This is a genomic window from Enterococcus casseliflavus (genome assembly GCF_029215545.1).
In the GTDB taxonomy this organism is placed as follows: Bacteria; Bacillota; Bacilli; order Lactobacillales; family Enterococcaceae; genus Enterococcus_D; species Enterococcus_D casseliflavus.
This window is the reverse complement of the sequence record NZ_CP119393.1, coordinates 2,458,911-2,480,039: the sequence shown is the minus strand read 5'-3', so window position 1 is coordinate 2,480,039 and position 21,129 is coordinate 2,458,911. Positions and strand designations below refer to the sequence as shown.

At 43.5% G+C, this 21,129-nt stretch carries 19 protein-coding genes; 15 read left to right on the top strand and 4 right to left on the bottom strand.

Features of this window, described 5'->3' with window-relative positions; all coding sequences use genetic code 11:
• The first annotated feature begins 26 nt into the window (after positions 1-26).
• From P0G38_RS11960 to P0G38_RS11945, 4 genes are all read left to right on the top strand, one after another.
• Entirely contained in the window at positions 27-1,298 is a 1,272-nt protein-coding gene (locus P0G38_RS11960) for a galactooligosaccharide ABC transporter substrate-binding protein GanS (RefSeq protein WP_081343845.1), read from the top strand.
• 139 nt (positions 1,299-1,437) lie between these two features.
• A complete protein-coding gene (locus P0G38_RS11955) occupies positions 1,438-2,673 on the top strand; it encodes a galactooligosaccharide ABC transporter permease GanP (RefSeq protein WP_016613570.1) in 1,236 nt (411 codons plus the stop codon).
• Between the two features lies 1 nt (position 2,674).
• On the top strand, positions 2,675-3,529 hold the full coding sequence (locus P0G38_RS11950) for a galactooligosaccharide ABC transporter permease GanQ (protein ID WP_016621567.1): 855 nt from the start codon (positions 2,675-2,677) through the stop codon (positions 3,527-3,529).
• Between the two features lie 9 nt (positions 3,530-3,538).
• The gene (locus P0G38_RS11945) at positions 3,539-5,596 is read left to right on the top strand and encodes a beta-galactosidase (protein ID WP_074535023.1); all 2,058 of its coding nucleotides are present in this window, start codon (positions 3,539-3,541) and stop codon (positions 5,594-5,596) included.
• 91 nt (positions 5,597-5,687) lie between these two features.
• Here P0G38_RS11945 and P0G38_RS11940 read toward each other — a convergent pair whose 3' ends face one another.
• On the bottom strand, positions 5,688-7,202 hold the full coding sequence (locus P0G38_RS11940; protein ID WP_074535024.1) for a flavocytochrome c: 1,515 nt from the start codon (positions 7,200-7,202) through the stop codon (positions 5,688-5,690).
• A gap of 572 nt (positions 7,203-7,774) precedes the next feature.
• Here P0G38_RS11940 and P0G38_RS11935 point away from each other — a divergent pair.
• Positions 7,775-8,497 carry a metal ABC transporter ATP-binding protein gene (locus P0G38_RS11935; RefSeq protein WP_010747795.1) on the top strand — a complete coding sequence of 241 codons (723 nt, stop codon included), beginning with the start codon at positions 7,775-7,777 and terminating at the stop codon, positions 8,495-8,497.
• 1 nt (position 8,498) lies between these two features.
• Positions 8,499-10,256, top strand: a complete 1,758-nt coding sequence (locus P0G38_RS11930) for a metal ABC transporter permease subunit (RefSeq protein WP_005225531.1) — start codon at positions 8,499-8,501, stop codon at positions 10,254-10,256.
• A 28-nt stretch (positions 10,257-10,284) separates the two neighbouring features.
• Here the strand turns inward: P0G38_RS11930 and P0G38_RS11925 are convergent, their stop codons facing one another.
• The 3 genes from P0G38_RS11925 to P0G38_RS11915 form a co-directional block, all read right to left on the bottom strand.
• Positions 10,285-10,458 carry a hypothetical protein gene (locus P0G38_RS11925; RefSeq protein WP_010747796.1) on the bottom strand — a complete coding sequence of 58 codons (174 nt, stop codon included), beginning with the start codon at positions 10,456-10,458 and terminating at the stop codon, positions 10,285-10,287.
• A 134-nt stretch (positions 10,459-10,592) separates the two neighbouring features.
• Positions 10,593-11,453 carry a metallophosphoesterase gene (locus P0G38_RS11920; protein WP_015509322.1) on the bottom strand — a complete coding sequence of 287 codons (861 nt, stop codon included), beginning with the start codon at positions 11,451-11,453 and terminating at the stop codon, positions 10,593-10,595.
• A 173-nt stretch (positions 11,454-11,626) separates the two neighbouring features.
• Complete coding sequence (locus P0G38_RS11915) at positions 11,627-12,343, bottom strand: hypothetical protein (protein WP_015509323.1); 717 nt, start codon at positions 12,341-12,343, stop codon at positions 11,627-11,629.
• A gap of 185 nt (positions 12,344-12,528) precedes the next feature.
• Here P0G38_RS11915 and P0G38_RS11910 point away from each other — a divergent pair, with 185 nt between their 5' ends.
• The 9 genes from P0G38_RS11910 (at position 12,529) to P0G38_RS11870 (ending at position 21,111) form a co-directional block, all read left to right on the top strand.
• The gene (locus tag P0G38_RS11910; RefSeq protein ID WP_005225534.1) at positions 12,529-13,299 is read left to right on the top strand and encodes a TatD family hydrolase; all 771 of its coding nucleotides are present in this window, start codon (positions 12,529-12,531) and stop codon (positions 13,297-13,299) included.
• Positions 13,292-13,864 (top strand): ribonuclease M5, encoded by a 573-nt coding sequence (gene rnmV, locus P0G38_RS11905; RefSeq protein WP_016608225.1) that lies wholly within the window; start codon positions 13,292-13,294, stop codon positions 13,862-13,864. Before P0G38_RS11910 ends, rnmV begins: the two co-directional genes overlap by 8 nt.
• Positions 13,861-14,748, top strand: coding sequence for a 16S rRNA (adenine(1518)-N(6)/adenine(1519)-N(6))-dimethyltransferase RsmA (rsmA, locus tag P0G38_RS11900; protein ID WP_074535027.1), 888 nt, complete (start codon positions 13,861-13,863; stop codon positions 14,746-14,748). Before rnmV ends, rsmA begins: the two co-directional genes overlap by 4 nt.
• A 117-nt stretch (positions 14,749-14,865) precedes the next feature.
• Positions 14,866-15,477, top strand: a complete 612-nt coding sequence (locus P0G38_RS11895; protein ID WP_167826808.1) for a hypothetical protein — start codon at positions 14,866-14,868, stop codon at positions 15,475-15,477.
• A 136-nt stretch (positions 15,478-15,613) separates the two neighbouring features.
• Positions 15,614-16,384, top strand: a complete 771-nt coding sequence (locus P0G38_RS11890) for a C39 family peptidase (protein WP_074535029.1) — start codon at positions 15,614-15,616, stop codon at positions 16,382-16,384.
• 398 nt (positions 16,385-16,782) lie between these two features.
• Positions 16,783-17,751 carry a homoserine O-succinyltransferase gene (locus tag P0G38_RS11885; RefSeq protein ID WP_074535030.1) on the top strand — a complete coding sequence of 323 codons (969 nt, stop codon included), beginning with the start codon at positions 16,783-16,785 and terminating at the stop codon, positions 17,749-17,751.
• Positions 17,741-18,940 carry a MalY/PatB family protein gene (locus tag P0G38_RS11880; protein ID WP_074535031.1) on the top strand — a complete coding sequence of 400 codons (1,200 nt, stop codon included), beginning with the start codon at positions 17,741-17,743 and terminating at the stop codon, positions 18,938-18,940. Before P0G38_RS11885 ends, P0G38_RS11880 begins: the two co-directional genes overlap by 11 nt.
• Entirely contained in the window at positions 18,930-20,024 is a 1,095-nt protein-coding gene (locus tag P0G38_RS11875) for an aminotransferase class I/II-fold pyridoxal phosphate-dependent enzyme (RefSeq protein WP_074535032.1), read from the top strand. Before P0G38_RS11880 ends, P0G38_RS11875 begins: the two co-directional genes overlap by 11 nt.
• 256 nt (positions 20,025-20,280) lie before the next feature.
• Positions 20,281-21,111, top strand: a complete 831-nt coding sequence (locus P0G38_RS11870) for a MetQ/NlpA family ABC transporter substrate-binding protein (RefSeq protein ID WP_074535033.1) — start codon at positions 20,281-20,283, stop codon at positions 21,109-21,111.
• The last annotated feature ends 18 nt before the right edge of the window (positions 21,112-21,129 follow it).

Below are 21,129 nucleotides of genomic sequence, written 5' to 3'. Positions count from 1 at the left end.
TTGCAAAATAAAGAAAAGGTGGAGAAATGATGATGAAAAAAATGTCTCGAGTTCTTTTTTTAAGTGTAGCAGCTTTAGGATTAGGTGCTTGCGGTCCACAAAGCGAAGGGACAGATAGTACTGCAGCAAATAGTGGCAGCGGTAAGGACTATGATCTATTGGTCTGGGAAGACCAAGCAAAATCAACTGGGATTGAAGAGGCAGTCAAACAATTTGAAGAAGAACACGATGTGACGATCAAAGTGGTCGAAAAAGCCTATGGTGGACAGATCGAAGATTTACGATTGGATGGCCCCGCTGGTACAGGTGCGGATGTCATCACGATTCCTGGCGATCAAATCGGTACAGCCGTTACCGAAGGGTTGTTGAAAGAATTAACAGTCGATCAAACGCTACAAGATCTGTATACAGAATCAGCAATGCAATCGCAAATCGTTGACGGCAAAGTTTACGGCTTACCAAAAGCGGTTGAAACACAAATTTTGTATTATAACAAAGAACTAATTTCCGAAGAAGACTTGCCACAGACAACGGATGAGTGGCTGGAGTATTCCAAGTCTGTCTTAGGTGCTGACAGTTATGGGTTACTGGCATTATGGGATCAAATTTATTACGCACAAGGTGTATTGAGCGGTTATGGCGGTTATGTTTTTGGCGAGAATGCCGATGGATCCTATGACCCTGAAGATATTGGATTAGCTAATGAAGGTGCGATCGAAGGAGCGGACTATATCCAACAGTTTTATGATGCAGGTGTTTTTCCATCCGGATTGGTCGGTGAACAAGGAATCAATGTGTTGGACTCTTTATTTACGGAAGGAAAAGCTGCAGCTGTCGTCTCGGGACCATGGAACTTGTCTCCTTATAAAGAAGCGGGCATCGACTATGGTGTGAAAGAATTGCCATTATTAGGGAATGGTGAACATATGGGCTCCTTTATCGGTGTCAAAAGCTACAACGTAAGTAGCTATTCCCAAAACCCTGAATTAGCTGAAGCGTTCGTGAAATTTATCAGCAATGAGGAGAATTCAAAAGTCCGTTATGAAAAAACACAAGAAGTACCAGCGGTTGCTTCTTTGGCAGATGATCCATCAGTTCAAGAAAGTGAAAGTGCTGCAGCCATCGCCGCTCAGTCCCAACACGCAGAACTAACACCAGGGATCACTGAAATGAATTCAGTATGGGAACCAATGGATGCCGCATTGCAAACCATTGCTACTGGAAAGGCTGAACCGAAAACAGCTCTACCACAGGCAGTCGATCAGATCAAATCAGCCATTGCAGCAATTCAAAACTAAAAAGTCGTTACGAGGACAAACGTTTCGGATGGTGATTCAGCACTAGGAATCAAGTAATGCCGAACGAAACGTTTGTCAGCGGCTTTTTCTTACAGGGGGCGAAAATGTGAAAAACACGCAGTCGTATGCAAAACGAGCAATGCTATTCTCGATAATACCAGGATTCGGTCAATTTTATAATCGGCAAAAAATCAAAGGCGCTTTATTTTTCTTCTTTTTTGCTATGTATCTTGTCGTCTTTAAAGATTTATTTAATATGGGACTTTGGGGCATCGTGACATTAGGCGTGGAAGTGCCGAGAGACAATTCCATCTTTTTATTAGCAGAAGGATTAGTTGCCTTGATCGTCATCGGTTTTGGTCTGTTGTTCTATTATTTAAACATCCGTGATGCCTATAAAAACGGCGAATTAAGAGACAATGAGCTACCAGTCAACTCTATCCGTGAAAGCTACCAGGCACTATTAAGAGAAGGCTATCCTTATTTAATGAGTAGCCCAGCATTTTTCTTACTCGTGTTTTCTGTTATTTTTCCGATTCTCTTTAGTATCGCGTTAGCTTTTACGAACTATGATCTGTATCATTCTGCACCTGCCAATTTAGCAGATTGGGTGGGATTAGAGACCTTTAAGAAGATTTTTACTGTCGATATTTGGCGTAGTACCTTCTTCAATGTTCTAGGCTGGACAGTTATCTGGACCTTGATCGCCTCAACGTTACAAGTTTCTATCGGAATATTTTTAGCGGTGCTGGTGCATCAAAAAGAACTACGATTCAAAAAGTTCTTTCGAACGATTTTGATCCTCCCATGGGCAGTTCCGGGATTTGTTACGATCTTGGTATTTTCAGGAATGTTCAATGATTCCTTTGGTGCGATCAATAATACGATTTTGAATTTCTTCCAGATTTCACCGATTCCTTGGCTAACGAGTGCGAATTGGACCCGTTTAGCTTTGTTACTGATTCAAGGCTGGCTAGGCTTTCCGTATATTTTTATCGTGACTACAGGGACGCTGCAATCCATTCCTGATGATTTGTATGAGGCGGCGACCATCGATGGTGCTTCAGCTATGCAAAAATTCCGACGAATCACATTGCCATTACTGCTTTATGCAATGGCACCAATTTTGATTACGCAATATACGTTTAACTTCAACAATTTCAATATCATTTATCTGTTTAATTCTGGTGGGCCGGCAGTTCCTGGTTCGACCGCTGGTGGTACCGATATTTTGGTTTCATGGATCTATAAGCTCACGATGCAAAATAGTCAATATGCACTAGCAGCAGCATTGACGATTCTCTTATCGATCGTCGTAATCGCGATTGCTTTATGGCAATTCCGTCGAACAAATTCATTCAAGGAGGTTGGATAACATGAAGGCAGCAAGTATGAAAAAACAAAAATTTGTCCGCCTATCCTTGACATATCTCGTACTGATTTTTACGGTAGTGGTGATCGTCTACCCTTTACTATGGACGATCGGTGCTAGTTTTAATCCTGGGAACAGTTTAATAAGTACGAGTCTGATTCCGACGAGTCCGACATTAAGTCACTACACGAAATTGTTTGCTGGCGACAACTCGCTATATTATAGTCAATGGTATTTGAATTCATTGAAAATCAGTGTATGCACTATGTTCCTGTCACTGATCTTTGTCTCCATGACGGCTTATTCCTTTTCACGGTTTCGTTTTACAGGCCGTAAAAATGGATTGATGCTGTTCTTACTACTACAAATGATCCCGCAGTTCTCTGCCTTGATCGCAATTTTTGTACTGGCGCAAATGCTCGGCTTGATCAATAGTCATTGGTTGCTGATCTTGATTTACGTTGGGGGTCAGATTCCCATGAACACGTACTTATTGAAAGGATATTTTGACTCGATCCCGTTAGATTTAGACGAGAGTGCCAAGATAGATGGCGCAAGCAATACGCGAATATTCTGGCAAATTTTGATTCCATTATCTCGACCAATGCTGGCAGTGGTTGCCATGAATGGTTTCACCGGACCACTGGGAGACTTTGCCCTGTCTTCAGTGATTTTACGTAATCCTGAGTACTATACATTACCCATCGGGTTATACAAATTAGTCACGGATAAAATGGGTGCCAGCTATACGACTTTTGCGGCAGGGGCCATTTTGATCAGTATTCCGATCGCGCTCGTCTTTATTGCATTACAAAAACATTTTGTCTCCGGTTTGACCGCTGGCGGCACAAAAGGATAGGAAGAGAAGATGACAAGATATAACTTAGAAGAACGCTTTTTACATGGTGGGGATTATAATCCTGACCAGTGGCTAAATTATCCCGAGATCTTAGCCAAAGATTTAGAACTAATGGAAAAAGCTCATGCTAATACATTTTCCCTTGGTATTTTTGCTTGGAGTGCCTTAGAGCCAGCAGAAGGGGTGTTTCAATTTGAATGGTTAGACAAAATCATGGATGAGCTTGCCGAACGAAACAGTAACGTCATTTTAGCGACGCCAAGCGGCGCGCGTCCTGCCTGGTTGTCTAAAGCATACCCTGAAGTTCTCCGGACCAATGAAAAACGGGAAAAAATGTTACACGGTGGGCGACACAATCACTGCTTTTCTTCGCCAATCTATCGTGAGAAAGTGGCGATCATCAATCGGAAATTAGCTGAACGCTACCACGATCACCCAGCACTATTGATGTGGCATATTTCCAATGAGTATTCTGGAGATTGTCATTGTCCTATTTGCCAAGAAAACTTTCGTCAGTGGGTCAAGCAGAAGTACCAAACGCTAGCAGCCTTGAATGAGGCCTGGTGGGGACCGTTCTGGAGCCATACCATCACCGATTGGTCGCAAATCGAATCTCCTTCACCGATCGGCGAAATGCAAGTTCATGGACTAAATCTAGACTGGCATCGTTTTGTAACCGATCAGACTATTGATTTCTATGAACATGAGATCAAAGACATTCGTCGTTTGTCTCCAGATGTGCCGATCACAACGAATTTCATGGCAGATACCCGTGATTTGATTCCCTTTTATAGTCTTGATTATGGAAAATTTGCCCAGCATGTGGATGTCATTAGTTGGGACTGTTATCCTGCTTGGCATAATGATTGGGGAACGACAGCTGATTTGGCAAGTAAGGTTGGGTTTATCAATGATCAATATCGTAGCTTGAAAAAGCAACCATTTTTGATCATGGAATCAACCCCTAGTGGTGTGAATTGGCATCCAGTCAATCGCACGAAACGTCCCGGGATGCATCTTTTGTCTTCTATGCAATTTATTGCTCACGGTTCAGACAGTAATCTTTATTTCCAATGGCGGAAATCTCGAGGCTCGTCTGAGAAGTTCCATGGGGCCGTCGTGGACCATGACAACGACGAGCAAAATCGTGTTTTTCAAGATGTAGCAGAAGTGGGGAAAGCCTTAGAAGAAATCAAAGAAATCAAAGGATTGCACAAAAAAGCCAAAGTGGCGATCATCTATGATTGGGATAACAATTGGGCGCTCAATGATGCGCAAGGTTTTGGTTTGGAGAGCAAACGCTACCCACAAACGTTGCAAGAGCATTATCGCTATTTTTGGGATCATGACATCGCGGTTGATGTCATCACGAAAGACCATGACTTTGATGCTTACCAATTGATCATCGCTCCGATGCTTTACCTCTTACCAAAAGAAACTATGAAAAAATTTCAACAGTATACGAAAAATGGCGGGACACTGGTTTCCACTTATTTGACGGGGATCGTGAATGAAACGGACTTGACCTATTTAGGGGGCTGGCCCCAAGAGTTAGAAGAACTGTTTGGTGTGTCTGTGAAAGAAATCGATACGTTATATCCGAAACAAAAAAATCTGCTTTTAATGAAGGAGCAGCAGTACCAAATTCATGATTATTGTAGTATTGTCCAAACAAACACCGCCCAAACGTTAGGGGTGTACGGTGCAGATTTTTATCAAGGTCAAGCTGCAGTGACCGTAAATGATTATGGTGAAGGAAGTGCCTACTATCTCGGGGGACGGACGGATCAAGCCTTTTTGGAAGACTTCTATCAAGAAGTAACACAACAGCTTCGCTTACAAAATGAGTGGGTCAGCCAAGGTTCAACGAACGTGTCGATTCAAAGTAGAGAAAGTCAGCAAGAGCAGCTCGCTCCGACTACCTATTATTTTGTGATGAATTTTTCCGAAGAAAATCAAGAAGTAGAGGTAGCAACTTCAGGAATCGACTTGCTTACAGGAAAAACGACAAACCAACTTCTTCAGTTGGCGCCTTATGAGGTGCAGATCATCAAAGTGACAGCATAAGATCAATAAAACTATTGTGTCAATTATATGAGAAAAAAGAAGTACTAACGCTGATGAAAAGCGTAAGTACTTCTTTTTTATAGAGAGTGTTTTAATTTTCTTGCGCAAATTCGGCAGCTTTTGTTCCTGCTTGGCGTCCGAAGATGATGATATCGGCAACGGCATTACCGCCAATTCGGTTTTCACCATGCAACCCACCAGTTACTTCACCGGCTGCAAAAAGACCTGGAATGATCTCGTTATCCGTAGCGATCACTTCTGTGTTGGTGTTGATCTTCACGCCGCCCATCGTGTGGTGGATACCAGGAGCGATGGCAATGGCATAGTAAGGTCCTGTTGACAAATCGTTGTCCATTGCTGTGCTGCGTCCAAAGGCTTCGTCTTCACCAGCAGCTACACTGCTGTTCCAGGTAGCGATCGTTTCAGCAAGCGCTGCTTCTGGCATGTCCAATTCTTTTGCCAATTCTTCAATCGTGTCAGCGGATTTGACTAACCCTTGTTGCTCGTAAAAATCAATGGCTGTTACGCGTTCTTTGACACCTGCATCAAAAACTAACGTTGCCGATTTTTCAGGTAGGGCAATAATCGCTTCAGAGACTTTGTCTCGTGTTTCCATTTCATTGAAGAACCGTTCGCCTTCTTGATTGACCAAGATCGCGCCTTCTCCACGGACAGCTTCAGTGATCAACAGTGATTTAGACTGATCCACTGTTGGGTGGATTTGGATTTGCTCTAAATCAACCGTTTGTCCGCCTAACGCTTCGATCATTTTGATTCCATCACCAGTCGAACCCTCTTGGTTCGTTGTCACGTAGTCTGCCAATTCTGGTTTGTACTCGGTGATCATGTCGAAATTGGCACCGAAACCGCCTGTTGTAACGACAACTGCTTTGGCATCAACGGTTTGTTCGTTTCCTTCTACTTCAACGGTCACCCCGTTGACTTGACCATCTTCTTCATTGATTTCTTTGACATCGGCATTTACAAAAATTGGGATTTCCAATTCATGGATGTTGCGCATCAAGCCATCAACTAAGTATTCCCCAACCGCGGAACCATCAGATGGACGGTGCGTTCTTTTTTCACTCATCCCGCCAGTCGTTGTTAAGTTGTCTAAAGTGATACCCATGGAATCTAACCAATCGATCGCTTCTGCTGAATGATCCACAAAGTAGCGCAACAATTCTTCATCATTGGTGTTGTGACCGCCAGCTAATGTTTCTTCATAGAATAGATCGTTTGAATCTTCAATGCCTTCTGCTTCTTGGAATTTGGTTTCTGAAGCGTTCATTCCTGCAGAAGATTTCAATGTATTCCCACCAGAAATTGGCATTTTTTCTAAAATAACTGGGTTTGCGCCAGCTTCCTTTGCTTGGATCGCAGCGGCCATTCCAGCGCCACCCGCACCGACAATCACGACATCGTAGCTGTCTGCAAGTTCGCTAGGGTCTGTGTATTCTTGACCAGATGCAGCTGAAGTTGCATCTGTTTCTTCATTAGCAGATGAACCAGTACTTGTGCTGCTGCTTGTTTGTGAATCAGCGCCACAAGCACTCAAAGTTGCTAACGACGTTAGGACTAATAGTGTTTGGAAAATTTTCTTCATTGTTTTTATTCCTCCTAAAACTTTTTCCAAATCAAAGACTAACATAGTTGTCATGTTATTTTTAGCTTTTGTTCGAAAAATCACATAATAATTAGAAAAGTTTAATTTATAAAGCGTTTTAGTCGAGATGAAAGGGTTTCTTGGTCATCATAAAAGAGAGTGAGTTCGTGAATTTATGGAAATAGAAGAATTGTTGATTCTTTGATTTGTTTGGTATTAATCATAAAGGGAGAAAGCGAAGAGGCTTTGATTCGCCTCTCTTCTGTTATTGAAAAACGTACGTCACTGAGGTGCCGAGGAATGATCTCTTTTATTAAGAATAAATCCAATGCTTTGCGCTCAAAGGATAGAAAGAAATTGATGGCATCCGTGTTTGTGGGCACCAACTTTTACTCAATAAATAAAGATAGAATCTTAGTTTTCAAGAGTCATTGCCAAGAAACTGCGGTGTTTCTTAAAAAAATCAAGAGAACTGTCTTGCAAAACCAATCCTTTCTTGTATAATAAAAATAAGTTAGGTCTACCTAAAAAATAAATAAACTATCCTTAACTATGGAAATGGAGTGAAAATAATGATTACTTTTTCAGAAATATCCGCAGCCTATGATGGCGATCATCAAGTGATCTCGGATTTGTCGTTTCAAGTAGAAAAACCGTCGATCGTAGGGATCATTGGTCCAAATGGGGCAGGGAAGTCGACGCTGATCAAAGCGGCGTTGAAATTGATCCCTTCCAGTGGGAACATGAGTGTCGACAAAAAAGCGTTAAAAGACTTTCAAAAGGAAATTGCCTATGTCGAACAAAAGACCGCGGTTGATTACACGTTTCCGATCACAGTCAAAGAAGTCGTATCTTTAGGCTTGTATCCTAAGATGGGCATGTTCCAAAGGATGTCGGCAAACGATTGGCAGAAAGTGACAGCCGCTCTGGCAGCGGTAGAAATGGAATCCTTTGCGGAACGTCAGATTGGGGAATTGTCCGGCGGGCAGTTTCAGCGGGTCTTGATTGCTCGAACGTTGGTGCAAGATGCCAACTATATTTTCCTCGATGAGCCCTTTGTAGGGATCGATGCCACCAGTGAAGCGATCATCGTCGGCCTGTTGCGTAACTTGCGAGATGCTGGCAAGACGATTTTTATCGTTCACCATGATCTGGGGAAAATCACCGAATACTTTGATTACTTGGTTCTGCTCAATCAAACCCTGATCGCTGCGGGACCAGTCAGTGAAGTCTTTACCGAGAGCAATTTGAAGCAAACATTTGGCGATGCGATTATCGTGAAAGGAGGCGTTTAACATGTTGACAAGCTTTTTTACGAGTTTAAGTAACTATCATTTCTTGCAAAATGCCTTGATCACGGCAGTCGCGATCGGGATCGTGGCAGGGGTGATCGGTTGTTTTATTATCTTACGAGGGATGTCCTTGATGGGGGATGCAATCTCTCATGCGGTCTTACCAGGGGTAGCCTTGTCTTATATCTTCGGCGTTCATTTTTTTGTCGGGGCGATCTTCTTTGGGATCTTGGCTTCCATGATCATTACCTATATCGCCAATAACAGCCTGATCAAAAGCGATACGGCGATCGGTATCACCTTTAGTTCGTTTCTAGCTTTAGGGGTTATCTTGATTGGAGTAGCAAATAGTTCGACTGATTTGTTTCACATTTTGTTTGGGAATGTGCTAGCGGTGCAAGACAGCGACAAATGGCTGACGATCGCTATCGCTATCCTTGTGCTGGCAGTGATCATCCTCTTCTTCCGTCCACTGTTGATCACGTCTTTTGATCCGATGATGGCAAAGGCCTTTGGGATGAAAGTGCAAGCCTATCACTATTTATTGATGTTCTTGTTGACTTTGGTTTCAGTGACAGCGATGCAAAGCGTCGGAACGATCTTGATCGTGGCTCTGTTAGTCACTCCAGCAGCAACGGCTTATCTTTATACAAAACAATTGAAGCATATGATGGTCATCGCAGGGGTTTTAGGTGGTTTCGCCTCATTTATCGGCTTGTTTATCGGGTACAGCTTTAATATTGCCGCAGGATCAAGTATCGTTTTGACCGCAGGAGCCTTTTTCGTGATCGGTTTCTTGTTCTCACCAAAACAAAAGACCAGTCCAGTCAAACGCTGGTCAGCGACGGCGGTTTTAGCAACGGCAGCTGTAGCTGGTGGCTTCTTTTTGGCACAGCAAAACGGACAGATGGCCCAAACAGAAGGGAAACTTTCAGTAGTAGCGACCAATTCGATCATTGCTGATATTACGGAAAACATTGCCGGTGATCGAATCGATCTTCACAGTATCGTACCAGTGGGGCGTGATCCCCATGAATATGAACCTTTAGTGGAAGATGTTCGAAAAGCGACCGATGCCGATCTTATCCTTTACAACGGCTTGAATCTAGAAACTGGCGGCAATGGCTGGTTTACCAAATTGATGAACAATGCCAATAAGGTAGAAAATGAAGATTATTTTGCCGTCAGTGATGGCGTGGATGTGCTTTATCTTTCTGATGATGAAGACCACAGCAAAGCCGATCCTCATGCATGGTTAAATCTAGAAAACGGTATGATCTATGCCCGCAACATTGCTCAACGCTTGAGCGAAAAGGATCCTGACAATCGCTCTTTCTATGAAGAAAACCTTGAACGCTACTTGGCTTCATTAGAAGAACTGGATCAGCAAGCGAAGGAAAACTTCCAATCGATTCCCGAAGAGAAGAAATTGATCGTCACCAGTGAGGGAGCCTTCAAATACTTCTCCAAAGCCTACGGTGTACCGTCTGCCTATATCTGGGAAATCAATACCGAAGAAGAAGGAACCCCTGCGCAAATCAAGAACTTAGTGGATCAGCTGCAAAATTCAGCCGTCGCTTCCTTATTTGTCGAAAGCAGCGTCAATACTCGTCCGATGCAAAGTGTTTCTCGTGATGCAGGTATTCCGATATTCGGAACCGTCTTTACCGATTCGATTGCAGAGCCGGGAGAAGAAGGCGACAGCTACTATAACATGATGAAATGGAATCTCGATACGATTTATCAAGGCTTGAATCAATAATGCAAAAAACATCCTTAGCTCGTTCTGGCTAAGGATGTTTTTTCGTCGTATTTTTGTGCTGGAGAAAAGCAAAGAGATAAAATCCGCAGCCCATCAAAGCAGCAAGAAAAGCGATGACAGGAAAGTACAACCCCTGACCGTATACATAGGCTGTATAAGCGAAGAAGGCGATCAAAAACCAAAGCGTTCCCGAGATGAGCATTTTTTGGTTCCTCCTAATTGTTAAAAAGTGTTTATTTAGTATATTTTAACACGGTAGGCGCAAAAAGAAAATCAGCGAATCGAACGTTTGCTGAAACGAGTCGCTGATTTTTTCCCAATTGCACCGATGAACAGTTAAGAAACGTTCAATTGCTGTTGCGGTTCTAAATGGTAATAAAGGATCTCAGGTGGGACACCGAGTCGGGCGGGAATCTTGGTCATACCAACCCCGCTGGAAACACTTAATAAGGTCTCATTGCCTAAAAGGTAGAGCCCATCGGTATATTTCAACGCGCCCTTTGTTTTCGCGTAATAAAAAGGCAAGCGAATCTGCCCGCCATGGCTATGGCCAGAAAGAATCAAGTCGTAGTTTGGCAGATTGGTGATCCGAGAAACATAATCGGGTTCATGGAGCAAAAGCAGCTGCCACTCTGCTAAGGTTGCTTCATAGGTAAAACTGACTTTCGGACTTTCTATATCGATACCGACAATATTCATCGACGTCTTGTCATCAGAACCAAAAACCGACTCATTATCAAGTAAGGTAAACCCTGCATGCTGGTATATTTCCTTAACAAAGTAATGCCCGTCATTCAAATGGTCATGGTTCCCCATAACTGCGATCTTACCCAGAGGCGCTTGCAATTTTTTCAGCTTTTCGATCAGTCGCTTGGTTGAACGATGCGGCCATTTTTTATAATTATCGATCAGATCCCCCGTAATGATGATCAGATCCGGCTTGTTTTGGATCGTTGATCGAATGATGCGATTCATTCGCCGTGGTTTGTACCAACGAGAAAAATGAAGGTCGCTGATATGGGCGATCACGAGATTGCTTTCTGCTTGATAAAGATCGTAAGCCTTTGAAATATCTAAGACGGTGCGCTTGTCTTTTTTTATGAGGTAGTGCCGTTGTTTGAGAAGATGCGGTTCAATAATAAAGGAGTAAACTAGCAAGCCCGTAAGGAGGAATGCAATAAGAATGAGGGTGTACATGGCGTGGCTCCTTTTTTGATTTGCTAGTTTCTAGCATAGTAGATTCTTACAAAAAAAGCAATCATGCGAAAGCAAAAATAACAAAAAATATCCATCGTATTTCGTTTGTTTCTTCCATGAAAAAAAGATACAAAAGGGGCGGCAATAGCCGACTTTTGTATCCTAGATCGTAATTATTTGATTTTCACCAAACGTTTAAAGCGTGCTTTGTGTTTGACGGGGATCAAAGCCATGACACAATCATAAGGGACGGAGATGATCGCCCATGCGAGACTTTTACTTGAAGCAAAGGGATAGTTTTGCTTTAAGACAAAATGGCCACTGATCAAGGCAAAACCGATACTGCCGACCCACAGCCATTGCGGGTCCCAATTCGTAAAATGTTGGAGGGCAGTGATGACAAAGGGATAGCCGTAAAAGTACAATGCAGTCAAAACGAAAGTGACGTTTTTGGTTAATTGACGCAGGGTCAGTAAGAAAAATAAGCCAGAAAGAACGATACCCAATGGCGGGAACAGACTAACTAAGAAGGAATATACGATGCCCCATACGATCATGCCAGGTCCTTTGACGAGAGCGGCTAAGACAAAGACAAAAAGTAGGAATAAGAGCTGTTGCGAAAAACTTGCTGCTGTCAAAAGTCCGAAGAAACCAACCAATAACCAGTGAGAAAAAGTCGCTGTTTGATTCTTTTGTGGTGTCTGTTGCTGCAATTTTAGCCAGGTAGCAAAATTCGGGAAATCATGCTGGAAATTTCTCTGAAAATCGCTGTTGAATGCTTGATGGGCATTTTGCTGCCGATAGTAATGATATTGATGTTTTAACGTGCCTTTCGTGGCTGCTTTTTGGCCAGAAAAAAAGCGGCCGGGATCAATTTTTGATCGTTCCATATTTCCACCTCCATACGATTTCGTTACCCTCAGTATAGAGAAAATCAACTTCGGCGTCCTCCAACTTTGGGCGGATTTTTTTTGCTTGCTGAAAGTTTTCTTAAACTGATGAAAAAAGCGAAGAGGATTCGTTTCTTAAACCGTCAAAATATGCTAGAGTATAGAAGGACTAAGGAGGAGATTTCATGATTTTTGATTCTCATACACATTTGAATGCAGAACAGTTTAACGAAGACATTCCCGAAACGGTCGCCCGTGCGCAAGAACTAGGAGTAACGGAGATGGCGGTCGTCGGTTTCGATCAGCCAACGATTGAAAAATCGTTAGCATTAAGCAAAGAATATCCTGGCATTTACAGTATTATCGGTTGGCATCCCACCGAAGCTGGTTCTTATACCCCACAAGTGGAAACCTATTTGCAAGAGCGCTTGGAACAACCAAAAGTCGTTGCCCTAGGTGAAATCGGTTTAGACTATCACTGGATGGAAGATCCGAAGGAAGTTCAAGAAAAGGTCTTTCGTCGGCAAATGGCGATCGCCCGTGAACATCAGCTGCCCATCAGTATTCATACCCGTGAAGCCTTAGAAGATACCTATGCGATTTTAAAGGATGAAAAAGTCCAAACGATCGGCGGCATCATGCACAGCTTTAGCGGGGACGGCGAATGGGCGAAAAAGTTCTTGGACCTAGGAATGTATATTTCCTTTAGTGGTGTCGTGACCTTCAAAAAGGCGACGGAGGTACAAGAAGCTGCGCAAGTCGTGCCACAAGATCGGCTGCTCGTTGAGACTGACGCGCCGTATTTAGCCCCTGTTCCTTATCGCGGCAAGCGCAATGAACCGGGCTATACTCATTATGTAGTGGATAAAATCGCGGAGCTGCGGCAAGAAGCGGTGGCTGATGTTGCGGCCTACACGACAAAAAATGCCCATCGCTTGTTTAGGATCAATGACTAATAAACCGAAAATCGAAGAAATCATTGTCGTCGAAGGCAAAGACGACACCCGTCGGCTGCAAGAAGTGTTCGATGTAGATACCATCGAGACGATCGGTTCGGCGATCGATGACACGATCCTTGATCAAATCGAGCACGCCCAAGAGACACGAGGGGTCATCGTGTTTACCGATCCCGATTTTTCGGGAGAAAAGATCCGCAAAATCATTATGGAAGTCGTTCCTGATGCCAAGCATGCCTTTTTACCGCGCAGCCAGGCAGCACCGAAAAGCAAGGGCAGTTTAGGCGTGGAACACGCCAGCCATGAAGCGTTGAAAGAAGCCTTGCGAAAAGTCGTAACCCCGATTGCTTCAAATGAAGTCAGTGAGGGAACCATTGATCGGCAACAGTTGTTAGCGTATGGCTTGATCGCAGGGGCTGGAGCGAAAGAGAAACGAGAGCGGTTGGGGGATCTTTTACGCATCGGCTATACGAACGGCAAACAATTAGAGAAGCGGCTGACAATGTTTCGTATCACCGATGCAGAGTTGGCAGAAGCAATGAAAATAGTGGAGGAAGAATTGTGAAGGAAGAACGGGATATAGCAACCCCCTCAAGAACCAAAGAGATTTTAGCGAAACATGGCTTTACCTTTAAAAAAAGTTTAGGGCAAAACTTCTTAACAGAACCGAATATTTTACGGAAAATCGTAGAGACTGCAGGCATCGACGAGACGACAAACGTCATTGAGGTTGGTCCTGGAATCGGTGCGCTGACCGAACAGTTGGCAAAACATGCCAAGCAAGTGTTGGCGTTTGAAATTGATGATCGGTTGATCCCAGTGTTAGCCGACACAATGCAGCCATATCAAAATGTGAAAATCATTCATCAAGATGTCTTGCAAGCAGATCTGGCAACGACCATTCAGTCAGCATTCAGCGATACGGCTGCTTCATTAAAAGTTGTCGCAAATTTGCCCTACTACATCACTACGCCAATTATGATGCACTTTTTAGAGTCTCAGGTAAAAGTAGATGAAATGGTCGTGATGATGCAAAAAGAAGTGGCAGATCGAATCTCAGCAGTTCCCGGGACTAAAGCCTATGGCTCGTTGTCGATCGCTGTGCAATACTACATGGAAGCAAAACTGGCATTCATCGTCCCGAAAACCGTTTTTGTGCCCCAACCGAATGTTGATTCGGCTATTTTGAAATTGACGCGTCGATCACAACCAGCAGTCGCAGTCACCGATGAAAAAGAGTTTTTCAAATTAACGAAAGCAGCCTTTCAGCTGCGTCGCAAAACCCTTTGGAACAATTTGCAAAATAGCTATGGAAAAGATGAAACAACCAAACAGTGGTTGGCAGACAGTTTAGAAGCAAGTGGGATCGATCCAAAACGTCGTGGAGAAACGCTGTCGTTAGCGGAATTTGCCAAATTAAGCAATGAAATGCAAGCGCGCAAAGAATAACTTCTATCAAAACGGATGTTGAATAAACATTCGTTTTTTGTGTCTTGACACCTCGTGGAAATACCAGTAGAATAAGCAAGACAGAACTGTCATGACACATTGAAGGAGAGAGTATAAATGAAAAATCATTCCATCCGCCATTTAACGATCGCTGCATTGTTGATCGGCATGGGGATCGTCATTCCCATGGTAATGCCCAAAATCGTCATTGGACCAGCATCCTTTACTTTAGCTAGCCACGTTCCCGTATTTGTGGCGATGTTCTTTTCACCAGCGATGGCGATCGCGGTAGCTTTAGGAACAACCTTTGGCTTTTTCTTAACACTGCCACCAATCATTGCTTTACGGGCATTGTCCCATGTTGTTTTTGCAGTCATCGGTGCCTTCTATTTACAGAAGCACCCAGATATTTTACTGAAAAATGGCAAACCCTCTTTATTGAATATCAAATTTCAGAGCTTTAACTTGATTATTGGACTGATTCATTCTGCCGTTGAAATGGCAGTCGTTGCCGCCTTTTACTTCACAGGAAATGTACCAGGAACCTCATTCGACGGCAATTTCTACTATTTTTTGTTCGTTTTGATGGGGATCGGTGGCTTGATCCATAGCTTGATCGATTTCAATTTGGCTTATTTTGTTGCAGGTGCCTTAAGCAAACAATTTGATATTCGTTCTTTTTCAAAAGCAAAAGGACGCTTTATTCAGAAACAGAAGAAAGCGGCATAAGCGCCAGTTTGAATAGACCCGCTGCCTAGACGGGTCTATTTTTTGTGTTTAGATTAAGAAAATACTCCTTCTTAAAAGTTTATTATAGTGAAATAATAAACAGAAATAAGTTATAATATACAAGAGGAGGAAGTAGATGAAGAAGATAAAGTTAAAACGGTTACTTTTAAGTATGTTCGTCTTGATGCTCTTCTTTCTGCTGATATTTTATGACAGTAAGAACGGGCAGTCCCCCTTTAAAGTGATAGAGGATGAATTGACACTAGCACTTTCGGATGAGGAACAAACACCAGAGCCGGAATACAGTGAGGTTATTCAATTAGATGTTCCGTTAGAAAATCAATTCGATGAAGTTGCGTTAGGGAATGGCTGTGAAGTAACAGCTTTATCGATGCTCTTGAATTTTTACGGATTTGATACCAATAAAAATCAATTGGCAGAAGAATTAGCCTATGTCCCGCTTTATGAAGATTACGATCACCATGGAGATCCACGAGAAGGTTTTGTTGGAAACATTTATGGCGGCGATAGCGCGATGGGTGTTGACGTTGAGCCGATCACCGATGTTGCCGAAAGAATTGTGAAAGAGCAATATGAAGTCGTTAGTGGACGAGACAAAAGCTTTGATGAGATCGTCAAAGTATTGCAATCTGGGAAACCAGTTTGGATGATTGCTACGTTAGAATTACAAGTACCTGCTGATACGGATTTCTTTGAATGGGAGACCAAAAGTGGGCAAATCCTTGTGACGGCATTGATCCATTCGGTGGTGATCACCGGCATTGATGGTGATATGATGTATGTCAACGACCCTTATGGATATAAGGATCGTGAAGTCAGCAAAGAAGACTTAGCAACGATTTATGAAAAAATGGGGCAACAATATTTATATTTAGAAGAACTATAAGAAAAAAATAAACTTGCCGTTGACAGTAAATGAAAAAACAATTATAATTTTTTAAAATTAAACAAAGATTTCGATAACGTTGAAGAGAAGAGTAGCAGATCAACAAAGGTACAGAGACTCCGGTTGGTGAAAAAGGAGACATGCGGTGATCAGTGAAGATGAGCTCTGAGTTTTTTTGTTGGTTCACGCCAGCAAAACGGCATGCGCCCGTTACAGCGCCAAGTATCATAGTGTACTGTTGAGGTGTTATTTGTGAGAATAGCACGAATTAGGGTGGTAACGCGCATCAAGTCGTCCCTTTTATCCGTAAGGATAAAAGGGCGGCTTTTTTTGTTTTTCTCAGCCGAAACTGTTCGCCTTCTTTTCAACAAGAAATTTATCTGTAAGGAGTTGAAGCAATGCCCATCATTATTCCCAAAGAACTACCCGCTGCAGCGGTTCTCCAAAAAGAAAATGTCTTTGCCTTACTGCAGCATAAAGCGGCGAAACAAGAGATTCGTCCCTTGAAGATCGCAATCGTCAATTTAATGCCGAAAAAGATCGCCACAGAAAATCAATTGCTGCGCCTGCTTTCTCAAAGTCCGCTGCAAATTGAAGTAACTTTACTGAAAATGAAGTACCACGAAAGTAAAAACACGTCTGTCGATCACATGGAAAAGTTCTATCAAGAATTCTCAGTGATCCAGTCCCAACGATTCGACGGCTTGATCATCACTGGTGCCCCTGTTGAAAAAATGGCCTTTGAAGCCATTGATTATTGGCAAGAACTGCAAGAGATCATGGATTGGAGCCAGACGAATTGTACTTCAGTCCTGCATATTTGTTGGGGGGCACAAGCAGGTCTTTATTACCATTATGGTATCGACAAAGTGTTGTACCCAAGCAAGTTGTTTGGCGTCTTCGAACAAGCAGTCACGCATTTTCATCCGCTCGTTCGCGGTTTTGACGACGTCTTTTATACGCCGCATTCACGCTATACTGGCATCGATGAAGGCCAGCTCGCCCAAGCGCCTTTAGAAATATTGGCAGCGGGTGTTGAAACAGGGCCTTCCATCTTCGTATCAGAAGATCATAAAAATGCCTTCTTGCTAGGGCATTTTGAATACCACACAACGACCTTGAATGAAGAGTACTTGCGAGACATGGAACGGGGCTTAGCTACCGCATTGCCCAAAAATTACTTTGCGTATGACCGTTTAGGCGGAAAGATTACCAACCGTTGGCGGGGACATGCCTCTTTGTTTTTCAGCAATTGGATCAATGAAACCTATTTGCGAACGCCGTATGACCTGTCCGTCAAGCCGACGAAAGAAGGTTACCGAATTGGCAGTGAGCCAGAAGGTCGGGTGAGTATCAATGACGATTGAGCATTTTCTCTCCCACTATGCTAGACAGCGAAAAGGCACTGATTCTTTAAAATGGGATCTTGTGGATCAACGGTTCCAAGGAGAAAAGCTTTTGCCTTTATGGGTAGCTGATATGGATTTTGCTGCGCCAAAGGCAGTGGAAGAAGCCTTGCAGCAACTGGTTGCTCAAGGAACCTTTGGCTATGCGATTCCCCCCTCAGGCTATTTTTTAGCCTATCAGGGCTGGCAAGATCGCCACTGGGGGACGAAATTCGAAGAAAAATGGCTCTCGTTTTCCACAGGGGTCGTCCAATCTTTGTTTGATTTGCTTCATTGTTTCACAGAACCAGACGATGGCATCTTGATCCAGCCGCCCGTCTATTATCCCTTTTTTGACAGCATCAAAGAGACGAAAAGGCGCTTGATAGAAGCACCCTTGCAAAAGGTGGGGAATTCCTATCAAATCGATTTTGCTGCTTTTGAAGCCAAAATCATTGAAGAAAAAGTGAAACTATTTATTCTCTGCTCCCCCCACAATCCAGTAGGGCGGGTCTGGCAAGAGAAAGAATTGTATCAGTTATTAGCCATTTGCCAAAAACATGAGGTTATCGTGATCGCCGACGAGATCCATCGTGAGCTGATACTTGGTGAGCAGCAATTTGTTTCAGCCGTGACAGTGGCACAGGAGTTCGGCTTTGAGAAGCTGATCGTTCTGGATTCGCCCTCAAAAACCTTTAACTTAGCAGGGTTATTGCTGTCTCACGTTTGGATTCCAGATTTAGAGATGCGCACAGCCTATCAGGCGTGGTGCCGACAATACAAGCAGACGGAAGTCAATCGTTTGGGATTGGTGGCTGCGAAAGCCGCGTATGAATCGGGGGATCAATGGCTAGCGAACCTGCTTTTGGTGATTGCTGCCAATGAACAAATGGTCCGCCAGCAACTGCAAGAAGCATTTCCCAAAATTGAGCTCCTGCCATTAGAAGGAACCTATCTTCTCTGGGTGGATCTGCGGCAAGTCATTGCCAAAGAACGAACCAAGCACGTGATCCAAGTTACTGCCGGTCTGGCAGTCGATTATGGGGAATGGTTCGCCAAAGATGGTCAGGGCTTGATTCGTCTGAATCTTGCGACAACACCGACGATCATTCAAGAAGCCCTTGATCGCATGATCGAGGCAATCAAAAAGGAGGAACGACATGACGATTGATACAGCAACTTTTCTGGCACAATTAGGCAATCATTCGGATCAGCAAACTGGGGCGATCAGCCCACCGATCTATCTTTCCACGACCTTTGCTCATCCCGAGTTAGGGCAAAGTACCGGCTATGATTATACCCGTACCAAAAACCCGACCCGTGATATTTTAGAAGCGGGTCTTGCCGAATTAGAAAAAGGAGCTCGGGCAGTAGTGACCAGCTCTGGCATGAGTGCGATCGCTTTGATTTTTGACTTGTTTACCAGCGGCAGCCGCTTTTTGGTTTCTCGTGATTTGTACGGCGGCAGCTTTCGCTATTTTGCGGAATTGGAAAAAAGCCAGCGGGCCTTTTTCGATACCTTCAGTACTGTAACAGAATTAAGTGAAAAATTAACTGACGAGGTAACGGCTGTCTTTTTAGAGACCCCAACGAATCCTTTGATGACCGTGACGGATATTGCTGAAACCGCCAAGCTTGCTCACGAACATGGGGCACTATTGATCGTAGATAATACCTTTTTGACCCCATTACGGCAGTTGCCATTAGAAGAAGGCGCGGATCTGGTGATCCACTCAGGTACCAAATTCTTATCTGGCCACAATGATATTTTGGCAGGCGTCGTGATCGCCAAAGATGCGCCGCTGGGGGAGCGCTTGAACTATTTAGCCAATACTTCTGGCCCTACCTTGAGCAGCTTTGATACGTGGTTATTTATTCGAAGTTTAAAGACGCTGCCGTTGCGCTTTGAACGGCAGGAAGCCAACGCTAAGGAAGTCGGCCGTTTTTTACGAGCCCATCCGGCAATCAAAGAGGTGCTGTACCCGAATGCCGGCGCGATGATCAGTATTCGGGTGCTTGATGAAACCAAAATCAGCGGCTTCTTAGCGACATTAAAGGTTTTTACCTTTGCAGAAAGCCTAGGTGGTGTGGAAAGTCTTATCACGTATCCAACGACACAGACTCACGCCGATATTCCTCAAGAGGTACGAGAATCTTATGGATTGACGCCGGATCTTTTACGGATCTCCATTGGGATCGAAAGTAGTAAAGATTTGATCGATGATTTAGAAAATGCACTGAAGATATTCAAATAACCCAACCACAGATCAGCTAGTGAAAAACTTACTTTTGTAGAGTAATTTTATTGACAGTTTTAGTTGTATAGGATAAAGTTACACTACATATGAATAGTGAGTCCGATGTTTTCGGTTGATGGCAACAGGGATTAACCATTTCTCCTTTGAAAAAGTAGGTTGTTTTGAGAAACTGAGGGGAAATTGGTCTAGTTGGGCCATTCTACAAGGAAATAGGATGATTGATCTGAGGAGGGAACAAAAGGGGAAAAAAGGGATGAAAAGAAATGTAGTAAATGTGTTGACGACAGGAGTGATTGGGCTGCTTGCCTTGTTTAGCTTGGCTGCCTGTGGCAACAACCAAGCGGATGAAGAAACGACCGTCGTCAAATTAGGTGTCGTTGGCGAACAAAATGAAGCCTGGGAACATGTGCAGGAAGAATTGAAGGAAAACGAAAATATCGACTTGCAACTGGTGAAGTTCACCGATTATCGCCAACCAATCGTCGCACTAGAGGATGGGTCAATCGATCTTCACGCAGCATTGACGGAAATTTTTATGGATAATGTCAACGAAGAAAGTGGTTATTCCAACACGACGATTGCGTATACGACATTAAACCCACTTGGTATTTATTCCGATAAAATCAATGATGTCAGCGAATTGGCAGATGGTGCTACGGTGGCTTTACCCAATGATGTGTCAAATGAAAGCCGTGCACTATTACTCTTACAGACCGCCGGTTTGATCACTTTGGATGAATCCAAGGGTCTACTGCCGACAACTAGTGATGTGACTGACAATCCCAAAGCTTTGAAATTTGAGCTGCTTGATTCCAATCAAACGGCTCGGGCAATGACCGATGTCGACATCTCTTTGATCAACAACGGCATGGCAGTTGATGCTGGCTTGGTTCCTACAGAAGATGCGATTTTCTTAGAACCTGTGGCTGATTCCTCCAAGCCTTATTATAATGTGATCGCTGCGCGAGCAGACGAAGCAGACAATGACGTTTACCAAACGGTCGTTCGATATTATCAGACCGATGAAGTAAAAGCAATCATCGAGGAAGTAACAAAGAAATCTAGTATACCTGTATGGGAATAGAAAGGTAAAAACGACTAT